15 protein-coding genes are annotated in these 14,336 nt (G+C 53.2%); 10 read left to right on the top strand and 5 right to left on the bottom strand.

The genetic code is table 11. The features are described from left to right. Positions 1-216 precede the first annotated feature (216 nt). Positions 217-729 carry a secondary thiamine-phosphate synthase enzyme YjbQ gene (locus SYN7336_RS24060; protein WP_017324290.1) on the bottom strand — a complete coding sequence of 171 codons (513 nt, stop codon included), beginning with the start codon at positions 727-729 and terminating at the stop codon, positions 217-219. A 53-nt stretch (positions 730-782) separates the two neighbouring features. On the opposite strand from SYN7336_RS24060, the gene SYN7336_RS02255 reads away from it, so the two are divergent. From SYN7336_RS02255 to SYN7336_RS02300, 8 genes are all read left to right on the top strand, one after another. Beyond that, entirely contained in the window at positions 783-1,214 is a 432-nt protein-coding gene (locus SYN7336_RS02255) for a CoA-binding protein (RefSeq protein ID WP_017324291.1), read from the top strand. Between the two features lie 359 nt (positions 1,215-1,573). After that, entirely contained in the window at positions 1,574-2,362 is a 789-nt protein-coding gene (locus tag SYN7336_RS02260; RefSeq protein ID WP_017324292.1) for a hypothetical protein, read from the top strand. After that, positions 2,359-3,486: a DNA cytosine methyltransferase gene (locus SYN7336_RS02265; protein ID WP_017324293.1), complete on the top strand. Its 1,128-nt coding sequence runs from the start codon at positions 2,359-2,361 to the stop codon at positions 3,484-3,486. The genes SYN7336_RS02260 and SYN7336_RS02265 overlap by 4 nt, the downstream gene beginning before the upstream one ends. A gap of 527 nt (positions 3,487-4,013) precedes the next feature. Further along, on the top strand, positions 4,014-4,232 hold the full coding sequence (locus SYN7336_RS02275) for a hypothetical protein (protein ID WP_017324295.1): 219 nt from the start codon (positions 4,014-4,016) through the stop codon (positions 4,230-4,232). 455 nt (positions 4,233-4,687) lie between these two features. Beyond that, positions 4,688-5,071, top strand: coding sequence for a CoA-binding protein (locus SYN7336_RS32125; RefSeq protein WP_227498585.1), 384 nt, complete (start codon positions 4,688-4,690; stop codon positions 5,069-5,071). Continuing rightward, entirely contained in the window at positions 4,963-5,319 is a 357-nt protein-coding gene (locus tag SYN7336_RS28530) for a DNA cytosine methyltransferase (protein WP_227498586.1), read from the top strand. Before SYN7336_RS32125 ends, SYN7336_RS28530 begins: the two co-directional genes overlap by 109 nt. Before the next feature lie 817 nt (positions 5,320-6,136). Next, positions 6,137-6,424 (top strand): BrnT family toxin, encoded by a 288-nt coding sequence (locus tag SYN7336_RS02295; protein WP_017324298.1) that lies wholly within the window; start codon positions 6,137-6,139, stop codon positions 6,422-6,424. Continuing rightward, a complete protein-coding gene (locus SYN7336_RS02300) occupies positions 6,421-6,645 on the top strand; it encodes a BrnA antitoxin family protein (RefSeq protein ID WP_017324299.1) in 225 nt (74 codons plus the stop codon). Before SYN7336_RS02295 ends, SYN7336_RS02300 begins: the two co-directional genes overlap by 4 nt. A gap of 122 nt (positions 6,646-6,767) precedes the next feature. On the opposite strand, the gene SYN7336_RS02305 is transcribed toward SYN7336_RS02300, so the two are convergent. Further along, positions 6,768-7,709: a hypothetical protein gene (locus SYN7336_RS02305; protein ID WP_026100619.1), complete on the bottom strand. Its 942-nt coding sequence runs from the start codon at positions 7,707-7,709 to the stop codon at positions 6,768-6,770. Between the two features lie 239 nt (positions 7,710-7,948). Here SYN7336_RS02305 and SYN7336_RS02310 point away from each other — a divergent pair, with 239 nt between their 5' ends. Continuing rightward, positions 7,949-8,344, top strand: coding sequence for a hypothetical protein (locus tag SYN7336_RS02310; protein ID WP_017324301.1), 396 nt, complete (start codon positions 7,949-7,951; stop codon positions 8,342-8,344). A 119-nt stretch (positions 8,345-8,463) separates the two neighbouring features. Here the strand turns inward: SYN7336_RS02310 and SYN7336_RS02315 are convergent, their stop codons facing one another. Both SYN7336_RS02315 and SYN7336_RS24070 read right to left on the bottom strand, forming a co-directional pair. Then, positions 8,464-9,603 (bottom strand): PP2C family protein-serine/threonine phosphatase, encoded by a 1,140-nt coding sequence (locus SYN7336_RS02315; protein WP_017324302.1) that lies wholly within the window; start codon positions 9,601-9,603, stop codon positions 8,464-8,466. Between the two features lie 420 nt (positions 9,604-10,023). Further along, on the bottom strand, positions 10,024-10,995 hold the full coding sequence (locus tag SYN7336_RS24070) for a cobalt-precorrin-6A reductase (RefSeq protein WP_017324303.1): 972 nt from the start codon (positions 10,993-10,995) through the stop codon (positions 10,024-10,026). 27 nt (positions 10,996-11,022) lie between these two features. On the opposite strand from SYN7336_RS24070, the gene SYN7336_RS27620 reads away from it, so the two are divergent. Then, entirely contained in the window at positions 11,023-13,431 is a 2,409-nt protein-coding gene (locus tag SYN7336_RS27620) for a PAS domain S-box protein (RefSeq protein ID WP_051039718.1), read from the top strand. Here SYN7336_RS27620 and SYN7336_RS02330 read toward each other — a convergent pair. Continuing rightward, entirely contained in the window at positions 13,418-14,293 is an 876-nt protein-coding gene (locus SYN7336_RS02330) for a glycosyltransferase (protein WP_017324305.1), read from the bottom strand. The two genes, SYN7336_RS27620 and SYN7336_RS02330, sit on opposite strands and share 14 nt — an antisense overlap. Positions 14,294-14,336: the final 43 nt, after the last annotated feature.

Genomic DNA, 14,336 nt, shown 5'->3' on the forward strand with positions numbered 1-14,336 from the left:
TCGGGCGATCGTAAGGAGAAGCTTGCCCCGTGCAAAAGGGATGCCGTCCTACTCTAAATCATCGTCGGATAAGAGATCGAGTCCTAAATTTCCTGAGTTCGATAGGGCTGTATGGCCCTCACCCCCGGCCCCTCTCCCCAGGGAGAGGGGAGAAACAGTCGACAATATTGGCTGGTCTTTTTCTGGTCTTCTCCAATCCTAAAGTTACAGCTGATGCTACGCTTTGCGCGCGGTAGGGGCTGGGGACAGTGACTTGTCGAACTGACGTTGAAATGACTCGCCACTGATTTGTAGGGAAACGCTGCGATGTCTGGGGCCGTCTAGTTCGAAAAACAGGATCGATTGGTAAGTTCCGAGGGCTAGGTTACCACTCACTACGGGAATGACCTCGCTGCTGCTGAGGGTGATGGCCATCAGGTGGGAGTGGGCATTTTTGGGTTCGTCGGGGGGGATGTTGGGGCGTAGGTGGAGGTCGTTGTGGAGATAGCGATCGCCTTCAGGAGCCAGTTTGCGCAGGTAGGTTTTCATATCTTCCAGCAATCGGTCTTCGCATTCGTTGATGGCTAGTGCGGTGGTGGTGTGTCGCGAAAAGACCAAGACTTGACCGTTGAGGATCGGTGTGGCGGCAAGGGCTGCTTCAATTTGGGGGGTGAGGTTGTAGATTTGAATGCCTGCTCCGGTGTCTAGTTCGATAATGTTGTGCGCGATCGCCACAGTCAGTCTCCACATCTATCAACCGCATTATCGTGCCTAGGATCGAAGAAAGGTTTGGAGCCAGTGTGATGTTTGCTAATCCTGATGATGAAACGCTTCGTCAATTACTTGAGGAGGCCCAGACGATTGCTGTGGTGGGCCATTCCAATAAGCCCCATCGGGATAGCTATCGGGTGGCGCAGTATTTGCGATCGGCTGGATACATCGTTTATCCAGTCAATCCGGCGGTGGATGAAATTGACGGACAGCGGTGTTATCGAACGCTGGCGGAGGTGCCGGAGGCGGTGGATATTGTGAATGTGTTTCGGCGGTCTGAGTTTTTGGCTGAGATTGTGAGAGAGGCGATCGCGATTCAGGCTAAGGGGATTTGGGCGCAGTTGGGGGTTGTGGATGAAGGGGCGGCTCGGGTGGCGGTGGCGGGAGGGGCGATCGTGGTGATGGATGCTTGCATCAAAGTTGAGCACCATCGCTTGGGGATTGCTGTTAAGCGGAGATTTTGAATTCGAGGTTTAAGGGCGATGGAACTGGAGAGAGGTGGCGATCGCTTTCCTCCACTCCCCTGGCTCTCAGTCAGATTGAGTTTAGAATAGTGAGTTGACACCCATTCAGCCAAATTACCTGTTCTGGTATATTGGGCCGACCAAAGGCACATCAAACTCAATCGATTACTGCGAGAATTGGGCTAAATACCCCGATGGGGGGTATATGCGGAAAACCGGTCGGACTAAACACCCAGATCGGGGAGTTATACGGAAAGTTTCTGTCTAATAGCCCCGTAGAGGTGTGTTAGGCAGAATGAGTCAGTCTAATAAATAATAGTTATGCAGCAAGTGTATCTAATCAAATTAAGATATCGAGTATGACGGACGCGAATGATGACATGGACGCGCTCTCACACTCCGTTTGCTCGTTATTCGGCGCAGCATCAACCGCAATTTCAGACGGCGTCCTGATTCAACGAGCGAACCGACAGGACAAGGAATTCCACTTCCAAAACTGGTTCAAGCTCCTGTTGGAGTCGCAATCCTTGGACTTCGACGAGCCGGGTCGGAATACCTACCCGGATTTTCGGCTTGTACACAATCCCGTCGGTTACGAAATCAAAGGACTTGGCTTCCCCGGTCGCGTGGCCGACTATGACTGCAACAGTCAGATTCCACACGGTGTTTATCGTGGTCGTCACATTATGTATGTTTTCGGTCGATATCCCGCTAAACCGGACACAAACGAGTACTCCGTTTTCGACCTCGTATTGTGCCACGGTTCGTTTCTAAATGCTGACGATGAATACGTTCACAAGAACAAAAGCATTCGAGGAATGGGCAGCTACGGGGACATTCTTCTCCGAGACAGAAAGATGTATGTAGCTCCAACGCCATACGGTCTACTCGACGGCGTCGAGCGACAGGTAACGCTGGTTCTCCCCGATTCTTGGTCACCCAGTGACGATGTGGTAAAAAAGGGGGAGATCGTCAGGCTCGAAGCAGAACGTGTGATGTGTGGTTATCAGTTCGACCTGACGACGAACGAATTGCAAGCAACTTGGCGGGACAATCCCCACGCCGGGCGGCAGCACAAGTTCGTGGCGTATCGGTCAACTTCTTCGCCGGGGCCAGACGTACAACTCAAGCAGGATGTACAAACTTGACAACAGCGTTCACTATTCATGGCCTTTGCGCAGGCGCCGGTGGACTCGATCTTGGATTTGAACTTGCAGGCTTTCAGCACCAACACTCGATGGATTTAGAGCCGTTTGCGGTTCAAACCTTGAAGGCCAATCGACCCGAATGGGACGTCTCACAAGCAGACCTAAGCGACTATTCGCTTTCTACGACGAATGCTCCTGATGTGCTGTTGGCTGGCGTACCTTGTCAGGGATTCTCACTCGGCGGGAATCGTCAAGATACAGACCCGCGCAATCATCTTTACAAATACGTTGTTCGGCTGGCGGCGAACAACCAACCTCGCGTCATTGTTATCGAGAACGTTCTGAATCTGCGAACCATGAAATGTCCAGAAACGGGCATTCCATTCGCTCAGCGAATCACACGGGAACTAGAGGACGCCGGGTACGTTGTCTTCCACAACATATTCAAAATGTGTTTTCATGGCGTTCCCCAGACACGCCGACGATTTGTCTTTGTCGCGTTCTTAGGTGAAGCTCCTCGCGGTTATCATCTTCCCGTTCCTGATGCAACATTAACAGCGATTCGCAATCACCTATTCGATCTGGCGAACGACAACGATCGGCCGCCTCGGTTACCAAACCACGATCCTGAATGGGGATTTCGCAGCGCTGTCCACAAAGAAACAGGAAAAAGATTCTCCTTCACTGAAGAAGTCGTTCCTGTTCGATTTTCTCGCACTGCGTCAGATGGCAACCCAATCCGTTCTTTCGATGACCCTTTTCCCGCTGTGGACACCGCAACTGTATGGGGTTGGGCACAAGGTAATGTCGTTGCTCGACGTGAAAATAAAGACCGAGAGAACGGTAAACACATCAGGAATCCGAATGCTGATGTAACCTTATGGCGAATTCATGCTTCTCGTCTGCGCTCATTTACCCACCGCGAATACGCACGTCTCCAAACATTTCCCGATGACTGGGAGTTCCTTGGTCACAATAAACGTGACATTCACAAGCAAATCGGCAATGCTGTGCCCGTTGAGTTCGCGCGTAGACTAGGAGAGAACATTCGTGAAGCATTGGCCTGTTTGGACAACGGGGTCGCTTTCTCAACTCAACCCGCACAATTAAGCCTGTTTCAGTAAAAGCTGTATAACAATGCAATGCACCGGAGCGGGCGCAACCTATGACGAGGTATTAGAAGCTGTCGAAGTCGGTATAGAAATGGGGGGTGGTCCCGCTACGGTATCAGCGCGTTTTGCGCTGCAGGTTATGCAGGTCGTCTTCGCACAATAAGCCTTGCCCAACAAGGCGCTCAACTCGGATGCTTCCCTACGTGCCGGTTAGCGTTAGCGTTATGCTATCGAAATTTACGGCTTGTAAATGTCTTTTGAGTGATGTGAGGCTTTAGGGAGATGCGATCGCCATTTCGAGGCTGAAGCGCGATCGTAAAGTAGTTCTTGAGAGAAAGGCGATCGCCTGAATACAAGGTGCTGCAGATGCTCGCGATCGCCTGTTAGTTTTCCTCCCCAGATCGATAGACATGTCTGCTCGCGATCGCCCATCTTATCGGTTGGGCTTCTTCGTATCCCAACATTTCCCACTGGCAATGGTCAGCTCTCGCATTCAAGCCATAATTAGGGTATCTCTAACCTATATCGCTTAAATCGCCATGACAGAACTCCTCGAAAGAGCAATTGAGCAATTGAAGACCCTTCCTGATGACAAACAGGATGCGATCGCCCTTCTAATCATGGAGGAACTAGAAGAAGAGCTCCAGTGGGATACTGCGTTTGCCAACTCTCAAGGGATTTTGGCCGATCTGGCTGCTGAAGCGATGACCGAGCATCGTGCTGGTCAGACTCAAGAGCTGAATCCAGAAACACTGTGAAATCCAGAACTACAGCTAAATTCCGTCAGGCGTTTGCTAAGTTACCCAATCAAGCTCAAGAGCGGGCTCGCAAAGCTTATCGCCAGTTTCAACAAGATCCGGGGCATCCCAGTCTACGCTTTAAGCAAGTTCATGCAAAAATGCCCATCTATTCAGCTCGAATTAGCAAAAACTATCGAGTAGTTGGTCGGCAAGATGGAGATACTATGATTTGGTTCTGGATTGGCTCCCATGCAGAATATGACAAGTTGCTATCCCGAATATAAATTGCTGCATAACTCACTCCCGAAGCGGACAAATCACACAATTCTGAAGGAGAATAAATTTACCGACTGCTGCCCAGCTATACTTTCATGCTATCAATGATGTGGGTATCTAGGAATACGCGATCGCCAATTCGAGGCTGAAAGGCTGTATGACATTTGCAAGATAACCAATGCGTAACGAGTCAACTATTGGAGGAGGCCCAGACTATTGCTGTGGTGGGACATTCCAATAAACCCCATCGGGATAGCTATCGGGTGGCGCAGTATTTGCGATCGGCTGGATACATCGTTCATCCAGTCAATCCGGCGGTGGATGAAATTGACGGACAGCGGTGTTATCGAGCGCTGTCCACAAAGAAACAGGAAAAAGATTCTCCTCCACTGAAGAAGTCGTTCCTGTTCGATTTTCTCGCACTGCGTCAGATGGCAACCCAATCCGTTCTTTCGATGACCCTTTTCCCGCTGTGGACACCGCAACTGTATGGGGTTGGGCACAAGGTAATGTCGTTGCTCGACGTGAAAATAAAGACCGAGAGAACGGTAAACACATCAGGAATCCGAATGCTGATGTAACCTTATGGCGAATTCATGCTTCTCGTCTGCGCTCATTTACCCACCGCGAATACGCACGTCTCCAAACATTTCCCGATGACTGGGAGTTCCTTGGTCACAATAAACGTGACATTCACAAGCAAATCGGCAATGCTGTGCCCGTTGAGTCCGCGCGTAGACTAGGAGAGAACATTCGTGAAGCATTGGCCTGTTTGGACAACGGGGTCGCTTTCTCAACTCAACCCGCACAATTAAGCCTGTTTCAGTAAAAGCTGTATAACAATGCAATGCACCGGAGCGGGCGCAACCTATGACGAGGTATTAGAAGCTGTCGAAGTCGGTATAGAAATGGGGGGTGGTCCCGCTACGGTATCAGCGCGTTTTGCGCTGCAGGTTATGCAGGTCGTCTTCGCACAATAAGCCTTGCCCAACAAGGCGCTCAACTCGGATGCTTCCCTACGTGCCGGTTAGCGTTAGCGTTATGCTATCGAAATTTACGGCTTGTAAATGTCTTTTGAGTGATGTGAGGCTTTAGGGAGATGCGATCGCCATTTCGAGGCTGAAGCGCGATCGTAAAGTAGTTCTTGAGAGAGAGAGGCGATCGCCTCAATAAAAGATGTTGGAGTTATGAGTCGATATAAACCGCATCTATGTTGAGACCTGGAGTTTTTAGGCGTTGCACTCGGCCCCCTAAATCCCCCACCAGTGGGGGACTTGTGAGAGGCTATTGGCTTCGTTCTACAACTTTAATGACCGGCTGATTCGCCGGTTCTTCTTCCCCGTCTCCAAACCCCAGCTAGCACTGTCGCCAAGTCCCCCAGAATGGGGGATTTAGGGGGCGAATGCAGCGATCGACAGCGCTCGTGAGAGGGACTAATAGATGTCTTATCAAAACTACGGGTTTCAGACTAGACTCGGTTTAGTTCACTAAAGATGCAGATGCTCGAGATCGCAGGTTAGCCGTCCTCCCTAGAACCGTGGATGTGTCCGCTCGCGATCGCCCTTCTGGAAGAACGTGAAGATGAGATGTAGTGGGGTACTGACTACTCTGTTGACGCATACATACAACGTAAATATAATGTATGTATGATTGAGTTTGAATGGGACTCTCAAAAAAGTCAATTAAACCAGGAGAAGCATGGAGTTTCTTTTGACGAGGCTCGCTCAGTATTCTTTGATGAAAACGCGATTCAATTTTTTGACGATGAGTATTCAGAGGAAGAAGATCGATTTATATTGCTCGGAATGAGTATTAGATTGAGAGTACTGGTAGTGTGCCATTGCGAAAGGGAAAGAGGGAATGCAATCCGAATAATCTCAGCAAGGAAGGCGACAAGATCCGAACGTAAATACTATTCTGGAGAGAAGCAATGAAAGATGAATACGATTTCTCTAAAATGAGGAGCCGCAAAAATCCGTATGCCTCTAAACTGAAAAAACAGGTAACGATTCGGATGAGTGAAGATGTAATTGAATATTTTAAAGACATGGCAGAGGAATCTGGAATTCCCTATCAAAGCCTAATCAATCTTTATCTGCGCGATTGTGTCTCTAGTCATAGAAAAATAGATGTCAAGTGGGCAAGGCAGGCATAGGAATAAGCGATCGCCATTTCGAGGCTGAAGCGCGATCGTAGAGCAGTTTTTGAGAGAGAGGCGATCGCCTTACTCGCTTCCCTTTCCCATCTGGCCCAACCTACTCTCGTGCAGACAAAAACTCAAGCATTGCGCTTTGCCAGGGCCATTTCTGCCCGTTCCCAAATTTCGATGTCAGTTCGGTAGATCGCGAGGGATTCCAGGGCGATCGCCGACTCGGCATCCGAACCCCGTTCGATCGCTCCGAATAGGTAGTCGAAAGCTGCAGGCAAGCGCATCGTTGCTATAGCCACCATAGCCGCACGCTGCTGCTGGAGATCGACCGTGCGTTCGCTCCATTCCTGGAGCGCCACAAACGCTGCCGCATGCCGAGACTCTCCCAAAGCCAGTGCCGCGACGGCGGGGACATCTGCTAAGTCTGACTCCAGGAACCTGGCGATAAAGGCAATCGCCTCTGACTGCGGTTGGCAAAGGGCTATCAATGCGGCAAATAACGCTTCCAAGACCTGAGGCGATGTTTCTCCGCTCAGAGCCCGCAGGCGCAATAAGGGAATTCCGCAGACACTGCCGTACTGGGCGATCGCTCGAGCTGTGCCCACTCTGGTTTCCACTTCTGGATCCGCTAACAAATCACCAATGGCGAGCAGGGTATCTGAGTATCCAGCCTCAGCCAAAGCAAGAGCACATTGCCCCCGAAGGTGGCCTGCTCGATCTTCCCGACCGCCCCAGATGGGCTCCCACTGCTGGTAGCAAATCCCTTGCAGGAACAAATCGTATTCCCGCTGCTGTAGCTGACGCAAAGCATCCACGATCCCGACCTTGCCCAGACAGCCCGGATCGCTATCCACTGGATTGTGAGTCAGCCTTTCGAAAGCCTCTACCATCTCGGGGACGAGGGATTCGACCTTCAAGTCTGCGCTAACTCGAGCTGCTCTACAGACTACGACGCCCAACTTGCTCTGGAGAGCTTGCTGCAACAGCGCGATGCTTTCCTCATTCACAGGCTGGTGCTTGAGGGCTCGGAGACTGTCGAGGAGCTTGTCCAACTGCTTCAGTTTGGGCATTGCGACGAGTGAATAGCGCAGTACGTCCAGACTACTCTTTTCCTCCATCCAGGATGGGCGACATGCCATTTTGAAGATCGACGAGGCTGAAATCGTTAAAATTGAAGTACCAGCCACCCATGCCTGATGTCTGGAAACCAGGTATCGGTTAGCTGCTTTAAGGCTCTGAGCTCCAGCTACTCCGAGAAACTAAACGAGCTCCGAGAGACAGAGTCGACCGGTCTACCGAGAGAACCATCATGAACGCTATTCTCAAAGGCACCCTCACATCCGCGATCGCGATCGCCATCGGTATCTCGATTGTTCCATCAGCCTCCTCGTCCCCTAACCTCGCCCGAGATACGCTCGTGGGTGCAGGCACCAATTCAGTCTTAGGGGGCTTGCAAAGAAATGGAGACTTGCTTCCTAATGCGCTCGGAGGAGCCGCTACGGGAGCCGCTGTCAACGCCACTCGAAATGCCTCTCCTCGCAGCACTAGAGCGGGTAGTTTGGCACAAGACGTAGCTGTGGGTGCAGCAACCAGTACTGTCGCTGGAGCTTTACTCGATAACGGCGATCCTCTCCCCAATGCCATCAGCGGTGCTGCAAGCGGAGCCATCATTAATACGATCTCGGGAGGCCCCAATCGGTTCTAGCCCCCTACTTGCTCGCTCGTATTTCGATCCGGCGGACTGGATCGACCCCTATCGTATGGGAACGAGTTAGCGACAATCAGGAAGACTGCGAAAGATGGAAATCTTTTACAGACTCGACTTTAACGAAAGACCACTTGCAGTAGCGAAACATCGTCGATAAAGCGGCTTTTGCCCCGCAACTGTCGCACTCGATTGAGAACTGAAGGAATGACTTGCTCCGCACGATCGCCACAGTTTTGATGGGTCGCCTGCAAAAACTGAATAAAGTTCTCCAATCCCCACAGTTCGTTCCTGTCTGTATCGATTTCTTCGTAGATCCCGTCGCTAAATAGGTAGAGGGTGCTGCCAGCCGCAATCGAGCACTCTTGCTGCACGTACTCGGAATTCTCAAACATGCCAGCCGCGACTGCTGGCGTTTGCAGTTGCCGAGCGGATTTCCCATCCTCAATCAGAATTGCAGGGGGATGACCGGCACTGCCATAGACAAGTTGCCGCGAGTGCGGACGATAGACCCCATACCAAATGGTGAAATATTTATCGTTCTGATCCCCCATGCGAAACCGGCCGTTGAGCGATCGCAGCACCTGTTCGGGCTGTTGAAAATCAGTTTCTGGGAGCGATTGCGATCGCAAGACATTCATCAATGTTGCCGACAGCAAGGCTGCCCCTACCCCATGCCCGGAGACATCCAACAGGTAAATCGCCAGACAGTCATCGGTCAGCCAAAAACAGTGAAAACTATCCCCCCCCAATTGTGCGGAGGGTAGAAATTTCCAATCGGTGGAGATTGGCCCCGTCAGGGGTTCGGGCAGCAGCGATCGCACGTAACTGGCTGCTTCGGCCAACTCCGCCTCGATCTGTTCGGCCTGCAATCGCAACTGGCGCTTGAGTTCGTAAGAGCGCACCCCCGCCCGAATGCGAGCCTGCAACTCTGCCCGCTCCGTCGGCTTCGTCAAAAAATCATCTGCCCCTGCATCCAACCCCCGCACCAATTGGTCTACGCTATCGAAAGCGGTCAACAGGATAAAAAAGCTACTAGACAGTTCCGGTCTCTCCTTCACCCGACGGCAGACGTCTGGCCCCTTCAGCCCCGGCATCATCCAATCGCAAATAATCACCGCCGGCTGTAGGGCGATCGCCATCTCTATTCCGGCTTCTCCATTGTTGGCGATCGCGACTTCGTATCCCTGCTTTTCCAGAATGCGCTGCAGTGTCAGTTGAATCGTAATATCGTCGTCAATGACCAGAATTTGGTTCATAGTTGACTCTCGATCTCGATCGATCGAATACCCTCTGAAATGGGCTGACTGACTTCGAATGTGCTTGCGATCGCTGTTGTTGCTAACGTCAGTTCGACAGGCGACTGGCCCCCATCCCCTAACCCCTTCCCCCCTCGCGAAGCGTGGCGTCAGCCGTAAGTTTGGGGGAAGGGGAATAGAACGGTAGATTGAGGGTTTGAGGCTGTTGCTCCCCTCTCCCAAGTTTGGGAGAGGGGCTGGGGGCGAGGGCCATACAGAGCCATCGAACTCAGGTGTTGCTACCAGTTCAGAGCGTAGCATCTCGATCGGGTTTCACGATATTTATTTGGGCTTAAAATTGAACTCGTCTTTCCCTTTATGCCCTTTCAAAATGACAACTATGCTTCAATCTGGAGTTGTTCGATCGCGTTAGAAAATAGCTTACACTCGGTCTTCTAAATTCTCATGATTCCAGACGTTTGGCGAGGATTTCGAGTGGGCCTCAGACGAGCTGCGCTCAGTCGAGCCGGAGAACTGACCGCAGGATGGTTGCAACGCCCGCGCCAAACAGCAGCGGCAAAATTCCAAGACGCGATCGAGCGACTCTGTTTGCAGGGGATAGGTGAGGACCGGTCGGGCGATCGCAATCAGTTGTACCCCCAATTGGGCCGCAACTGTCTGCTTGATATCCAACCCTCCCGCTTGCCCCGATGCCTTTGTCACCACTGCATCCAAACTCAGAGACTGCCATAGCTGCCGCTCTTGCTCTAGCGAGATGGGCAAGCGCTGGGAAATCAGGCGCTCGGGGGGGAACCCGGCGGCGATCGCCTGGGCTCGCGATCGCTCGCTCGGCAAGATTCTGGCCCAAAGCTGGGCGCGAGTGTGCCAGGGGCGGAACCGCTGCAGCGATTTGACACCAGTGGTTAACAAAATCCGCTTGCCCTCTAACTGCTGGGGCTGCAGGAGGGAATCAAAATTCGCTAACAGGATGGTCGAGGCAGCCAGCGGAACGGTCGGGCGCTCGTAGCGCAGGTAGGGAATGGAGCGGGCGATCGCCGCCTGCACGGCTAGAGTGGAAATCTGGGTGGCAAAGGGGTGAGAGGCATCCACAATGCCGCAGATCCCCTCGTCCGCCAAAAATGCGGGCAGAGTGGCGGGTGCCAGCGCGCCAGTGGAAACTCGTCCGGGCAAATCGGCATAGAGACGGGTAGCTGCTGGAGTGGTGACAGTGGCAGTCCAAGCGCAGTCTGCGGCTGAGAGTGCGCGGGCCACTCGCCTGCTGTCGCCAGTCCCCCCCACAATCCAAATAGTCATCTTGCGGCGATCGCGAGCTTGGATAGATGCTAGCTCAATGCGTTCAGTGACTAAAATGGGGCAAAGATTCAATCCTTCCTGTCTCTTAACATCTGCCACCCGTCTTTGACCTTCTGTGAGTTCGAGATGACGCTTTCTCAAACCGACCCGACATCGAGTGCTAAAGAGCCAGCAGAGGCTCAGCCCTCGCCAGTGTCGCAACCGGAGATCGATCTCCCCTTCCGCTTTATTTTCGAACGGGCCAGCGATCCCATCTTTATCATCGAACCCCAACGCGATCGCATTCTGGATGCCAATGCCCGCGCCAGTGGGATGCTGGGCTATTCCCGCCGAGAACTGATCGAGAAGATTGCCATTTCTGACATCCATCCCGACGAAATGCCCGAGCTAATGCTCTTCAGCCAGCGGGTCGCGAGCCAGGGACAGGCACAAACCGATGAATTGAGCTGCCTGACCCGCGCCGGCCTGAAACTTCCCGCCCTAATTTCTGCCTGCGCCATAGAGATAGACGGGCGACCCTGTTTGCTGAGCCACGTCCGCAACGACGCTCGACTAGAGGGTTTGCCACAATCGTCCGAGCCGTCTCAAACATCCCCTGCACAGCCGATTGCCGATCTCAAATTCCAGCATATTTTTCAGCATGCCAGCGATGCCATCTTTATCGTGGATTCCCACAGCAATCGCATCGTCGATGCCAATCCAACCGCCTGCCAGATGTTGGGCTATTCTCGCCAAGAGCTGATCGAAGAGGTGTCGATCTCCGATATCCACCCCGACGAAATGCCTGCGCTGATGGCTTTCGGTCAGCGGGTGATGGCCGAAGGACTGGCCCAAACCAATGAGTTGAGCTGCTTGACCCGCTCTGGCGCAAAGCTATCTGCAGATATGGCTGCCTGTGCCATTGACATAGAGGGACAACCCCACCTACTCGTCCACGTCTCCAATGGTGCGAGTCAGCCACAAGAGCTGTCCATTTGCGAGAGTATGCAATTGGCCCGCTTGAGCTTGGCAGTTAGCGAAGCCTTGGTGCAGGGGGGGACTCTGCACGAAATCCTGTCGAGCTGTACCGAGGCGATGGTGCAGCATCTGGATGGCTGTCTGGCGCGGATTTGGCTCTTGAATGAAGCTAACAACATGCTCGAGCTGATGGCTAGCTCGGGCATGGCCAACTCGCTGGAGAGTAATTATTGCTCGATTCCTTTGGGCAAACAGAAAATCGGCACCATTGCCCAAAGTCAGCAGCCTTTCCTCACCAACCAGTTGCTCGACGATCCCGAGTTTGGCGATCGCGACTGGGCCCAGCGGGAAGGCATTGTTGCCCTAGCAGGCTATCCTCTGGTGGTGAGCGATCGCCTGGTGGGCACAATCGCTCTGTTCGGGCGGCAGCAACTCACCGATGCGACCTTGCAGGCGATGGCAAGCATCGCCAACGGCATTGCTCTAGGAATCGATCGCAAGCAAGCGGAAGCCGAATTGCGGCAGAGCGAGGAACAACTGCGGCAATTGGCCGAGAACATGCACCAAACCTTTTGGATGTACGATCGCGATGGCACGCCTCTCTACGTCAGTCCGGCCTTTGAGACTATCTGGGGGATTCCCTGCCAGCAGTGGTACAACGATCCGCAGGTGTGGCAGCGCTCCCTCTATCCCGAGGATCGGCTAGAAGGCGGCTTGGAACAGCTTCTGAATAGCAATCCGAACGCTTCTGTGCGGGAATATCGCATCCTGCGACCCGATGGCAGCACTCGCATCATTCGCGATCAATCCTTCCCCATCCGCAGCGAGGCTGGGGAAGTGGAGCGGTTGGCGGGCATTGCTGAAGACATTACCGAGCGCAAACAGTCCGAACAGGTCGCGATCGAGGCGCTGGAGCAGTTGGCCGAAATTGGCGAGCTGGCCGCTACCATCGTTCACGAGGTCCGCAATCCTCTCACAACGGTGCTCATGGGATTGGCCTCCTTCCAGCAGATGGAGCTGTCCGAGCGAGCGCAACTGCGGCTGTCGATGGCGATGGAAGAAGCGGAGCGACTGCAGCGACTGCTCAACGAAATTTTGCTGTATGCCAAGCCTCAATCTCAGCAGCAGGAACTGGTAGAGCTGAATATCTTCCTTCAAGAGATGTTAGAACCCTTGCAAGTGATACCGGCCGCCCGCGATCGCCATTTCGAATGGGTTCTCTCTCCCGAGCCGGTGCTGGTGCGGGGCGATCGCGACAAGCTCAAGCAGGTGTTTATTAACCTAGTGACAAACGCCTTTGAGGCTACCCCCGTGGGTGGAGAAGTCCATTGGACCATCGAGCCCCGTCCGGCAGAGGACAAGGTTTGTGTGGCCGTCTACAACACTGGCGACCCAATTCCGGCTGATGTGTTGCCCGAGATCACAAAACCCTTCCTCACCACAAAGCCCGAAGGCAATGGGTTGGGGTTAGCGATTGTGAAACGGCTGGTGGCAAATCATGGGGGTGAACTGGAAATCGTCTCTTCTAAAGCGCTAGGGGGAACGAGAGTCGCAGTGACACTGCCTACTGTGGAGTAGTCGGAGCTGAGCGTCGGAAATAGCGCCCCAGACCGTATAGCTTGCCCAATGCCGTGGCGGGTTGAAGGGGTAACAGGGCCAAAGCCACCAATCCTATCCGCAGCATCCGCCCCCATCTGGCCAGTGGGTCGGCATATCGCTCCAAGGCAATCGCATAGCTGTAGGTGCTGTGGTGGAGCTTGTTAAAGCGGTTGCGATTGGTAATGGATGAGGGGGCGTGCGAGAGCCCGAATTGGGCTGTAATGGCTATGCCGTGACCCTGTTGCCGATAGCGCTGGCAAAAGTCGAAGTCTTCGTAGTACAGAAAAAATTCGGGGTCGAACTGGGGACAGCGATCGAACCGGGCCAGATTGATTAAGAGGCTGCATCCCGAGACCCAGTCGCACTCGACGTAGGGGTGCTCGGAATCCTTCGAGATGAGATTGGCTTCGGCGATCGCCCCCTTTGCCGCATCGAAGCTCCCTCCGGCAAACCACACCTGTTGCGAGTCTGTATAGACAATCGTGCCCAAGATCGAGATCGAGGCATAGCGCTCGAAAAATTCCGCCACGGCTGGCAAGTGGGTGCCGGGTAACAGGCGCGTATCGGGATTGACTAACCAGACGATCGCCTGCGGATCGCGAGCGAAGATCCACTGCAAGCCGAGATTGCAAGCCCGTCCGAAGCCCACATTGGTTGCACTCGTCAAAATTGAAACTGTCGGTCCCGCACAGGCTTCCAACTGGCGATCGCCAGGGGAATTATTCACGATCGCCACGCGATGGGCAATGTTGCTACTATCGGGCAATGACTTCAGCAATCTCTGAATCAGAGCTGCACAGTGGTAGTTAACAGTGAGGAAGTAAACCAAGAGGCGAGCCATGCGGTGAAAGCCGTTCTTAACAGTAGCGCAGGGAGAAGACGCC

The organism is Synechococcus sp. PCC 7336 (assembly GCF_000332275.1).
In the GTDB taxonomy this organism is placed as follows: domain Bacteria; phylum Cyanobacteriota; class Cyanobacteriia; order Thermostichales; family PCC-7336; genus PCC-7336.

Bases quoted from the DNA above. Each gene is read 5' to 3' on its own strand.
- SYN7336_RS24060 (WP_017324290.1), bottom strand. From the start codon at position 729: ATGTGGAGACTGACTGTGGCGATCGCGCACAACATTATCGAACTAGAC.
- SYN7336_RS02255 (WP_017324291.1), top strand. From the start codon at position 783: ATGTTTGCTAATCCTGATGATGAAACGCTTCGTCAATTACTTGAGGAG.
- SYN7336_RS02260 (WP_017324292.1), top strand. From the start codon at position 1,574: ATGACGGACGCGAATGATGACATGGACGCGCTCTCACACTCCGTTTGC.
- SYN7336_RS02275 (WP_017324295.1), top strand. From the start codon at position 4,014: ATGACAGAACTCCTCGAAAGAGCAATTGAGCAATTGAAGACCCTTCCT.
- SYN7336_RS02295 (WP_017324298.1), top strand. From the start codon at position 6,137: ATGATTGAGTTTGAATGGGACTCTCAAAAAAGTCAATTAAACCAGGAG.
- SYN7336_RS02300 (WP_017324299.1), top strand. From the start codon at position 6,421: ATGAAAGATGAATACGATTTCTCTAAAATGAGGAGCCGCAAAAATCCG.
- SYN7336_RS02305 (WP_026100619.1), bottom strand. From the start codon at position 7,709: ATGCCCAAACTGAAGCAGTTGGACAAGCTCCTCGACAGTCTCCGAGCC.
- SYN7336_RS02310 (WP_017324301.1), top strand. From the start codon at position 7,949: ATGAACGCTATTCTCAAAGGCACCCTCACATCCGCGATCGCGATCGCC.
- SYN7336_RS02315 (WP_017324302.1), bottom strand. From the start codon at position 9,603: ATGAACCAAATTCTGGTCATTGACGACGATATTACGATTCAACTGACA.
- SYN7336_RS27620 (WP_051039718.1), top strand. From the start codon at position 11,023: ATGACGCTTTCTCAAACCGACCCGACATCGAGTGCTAAAGAGCCAGCA.
- SYN7336_RS02330 (WP_017324305.1), bottom strand. From the start codon at position 14,293: ATGGCTCGCCTCTTGGTTTACTTCCTCACTGTTAACTACCACTGTGCA.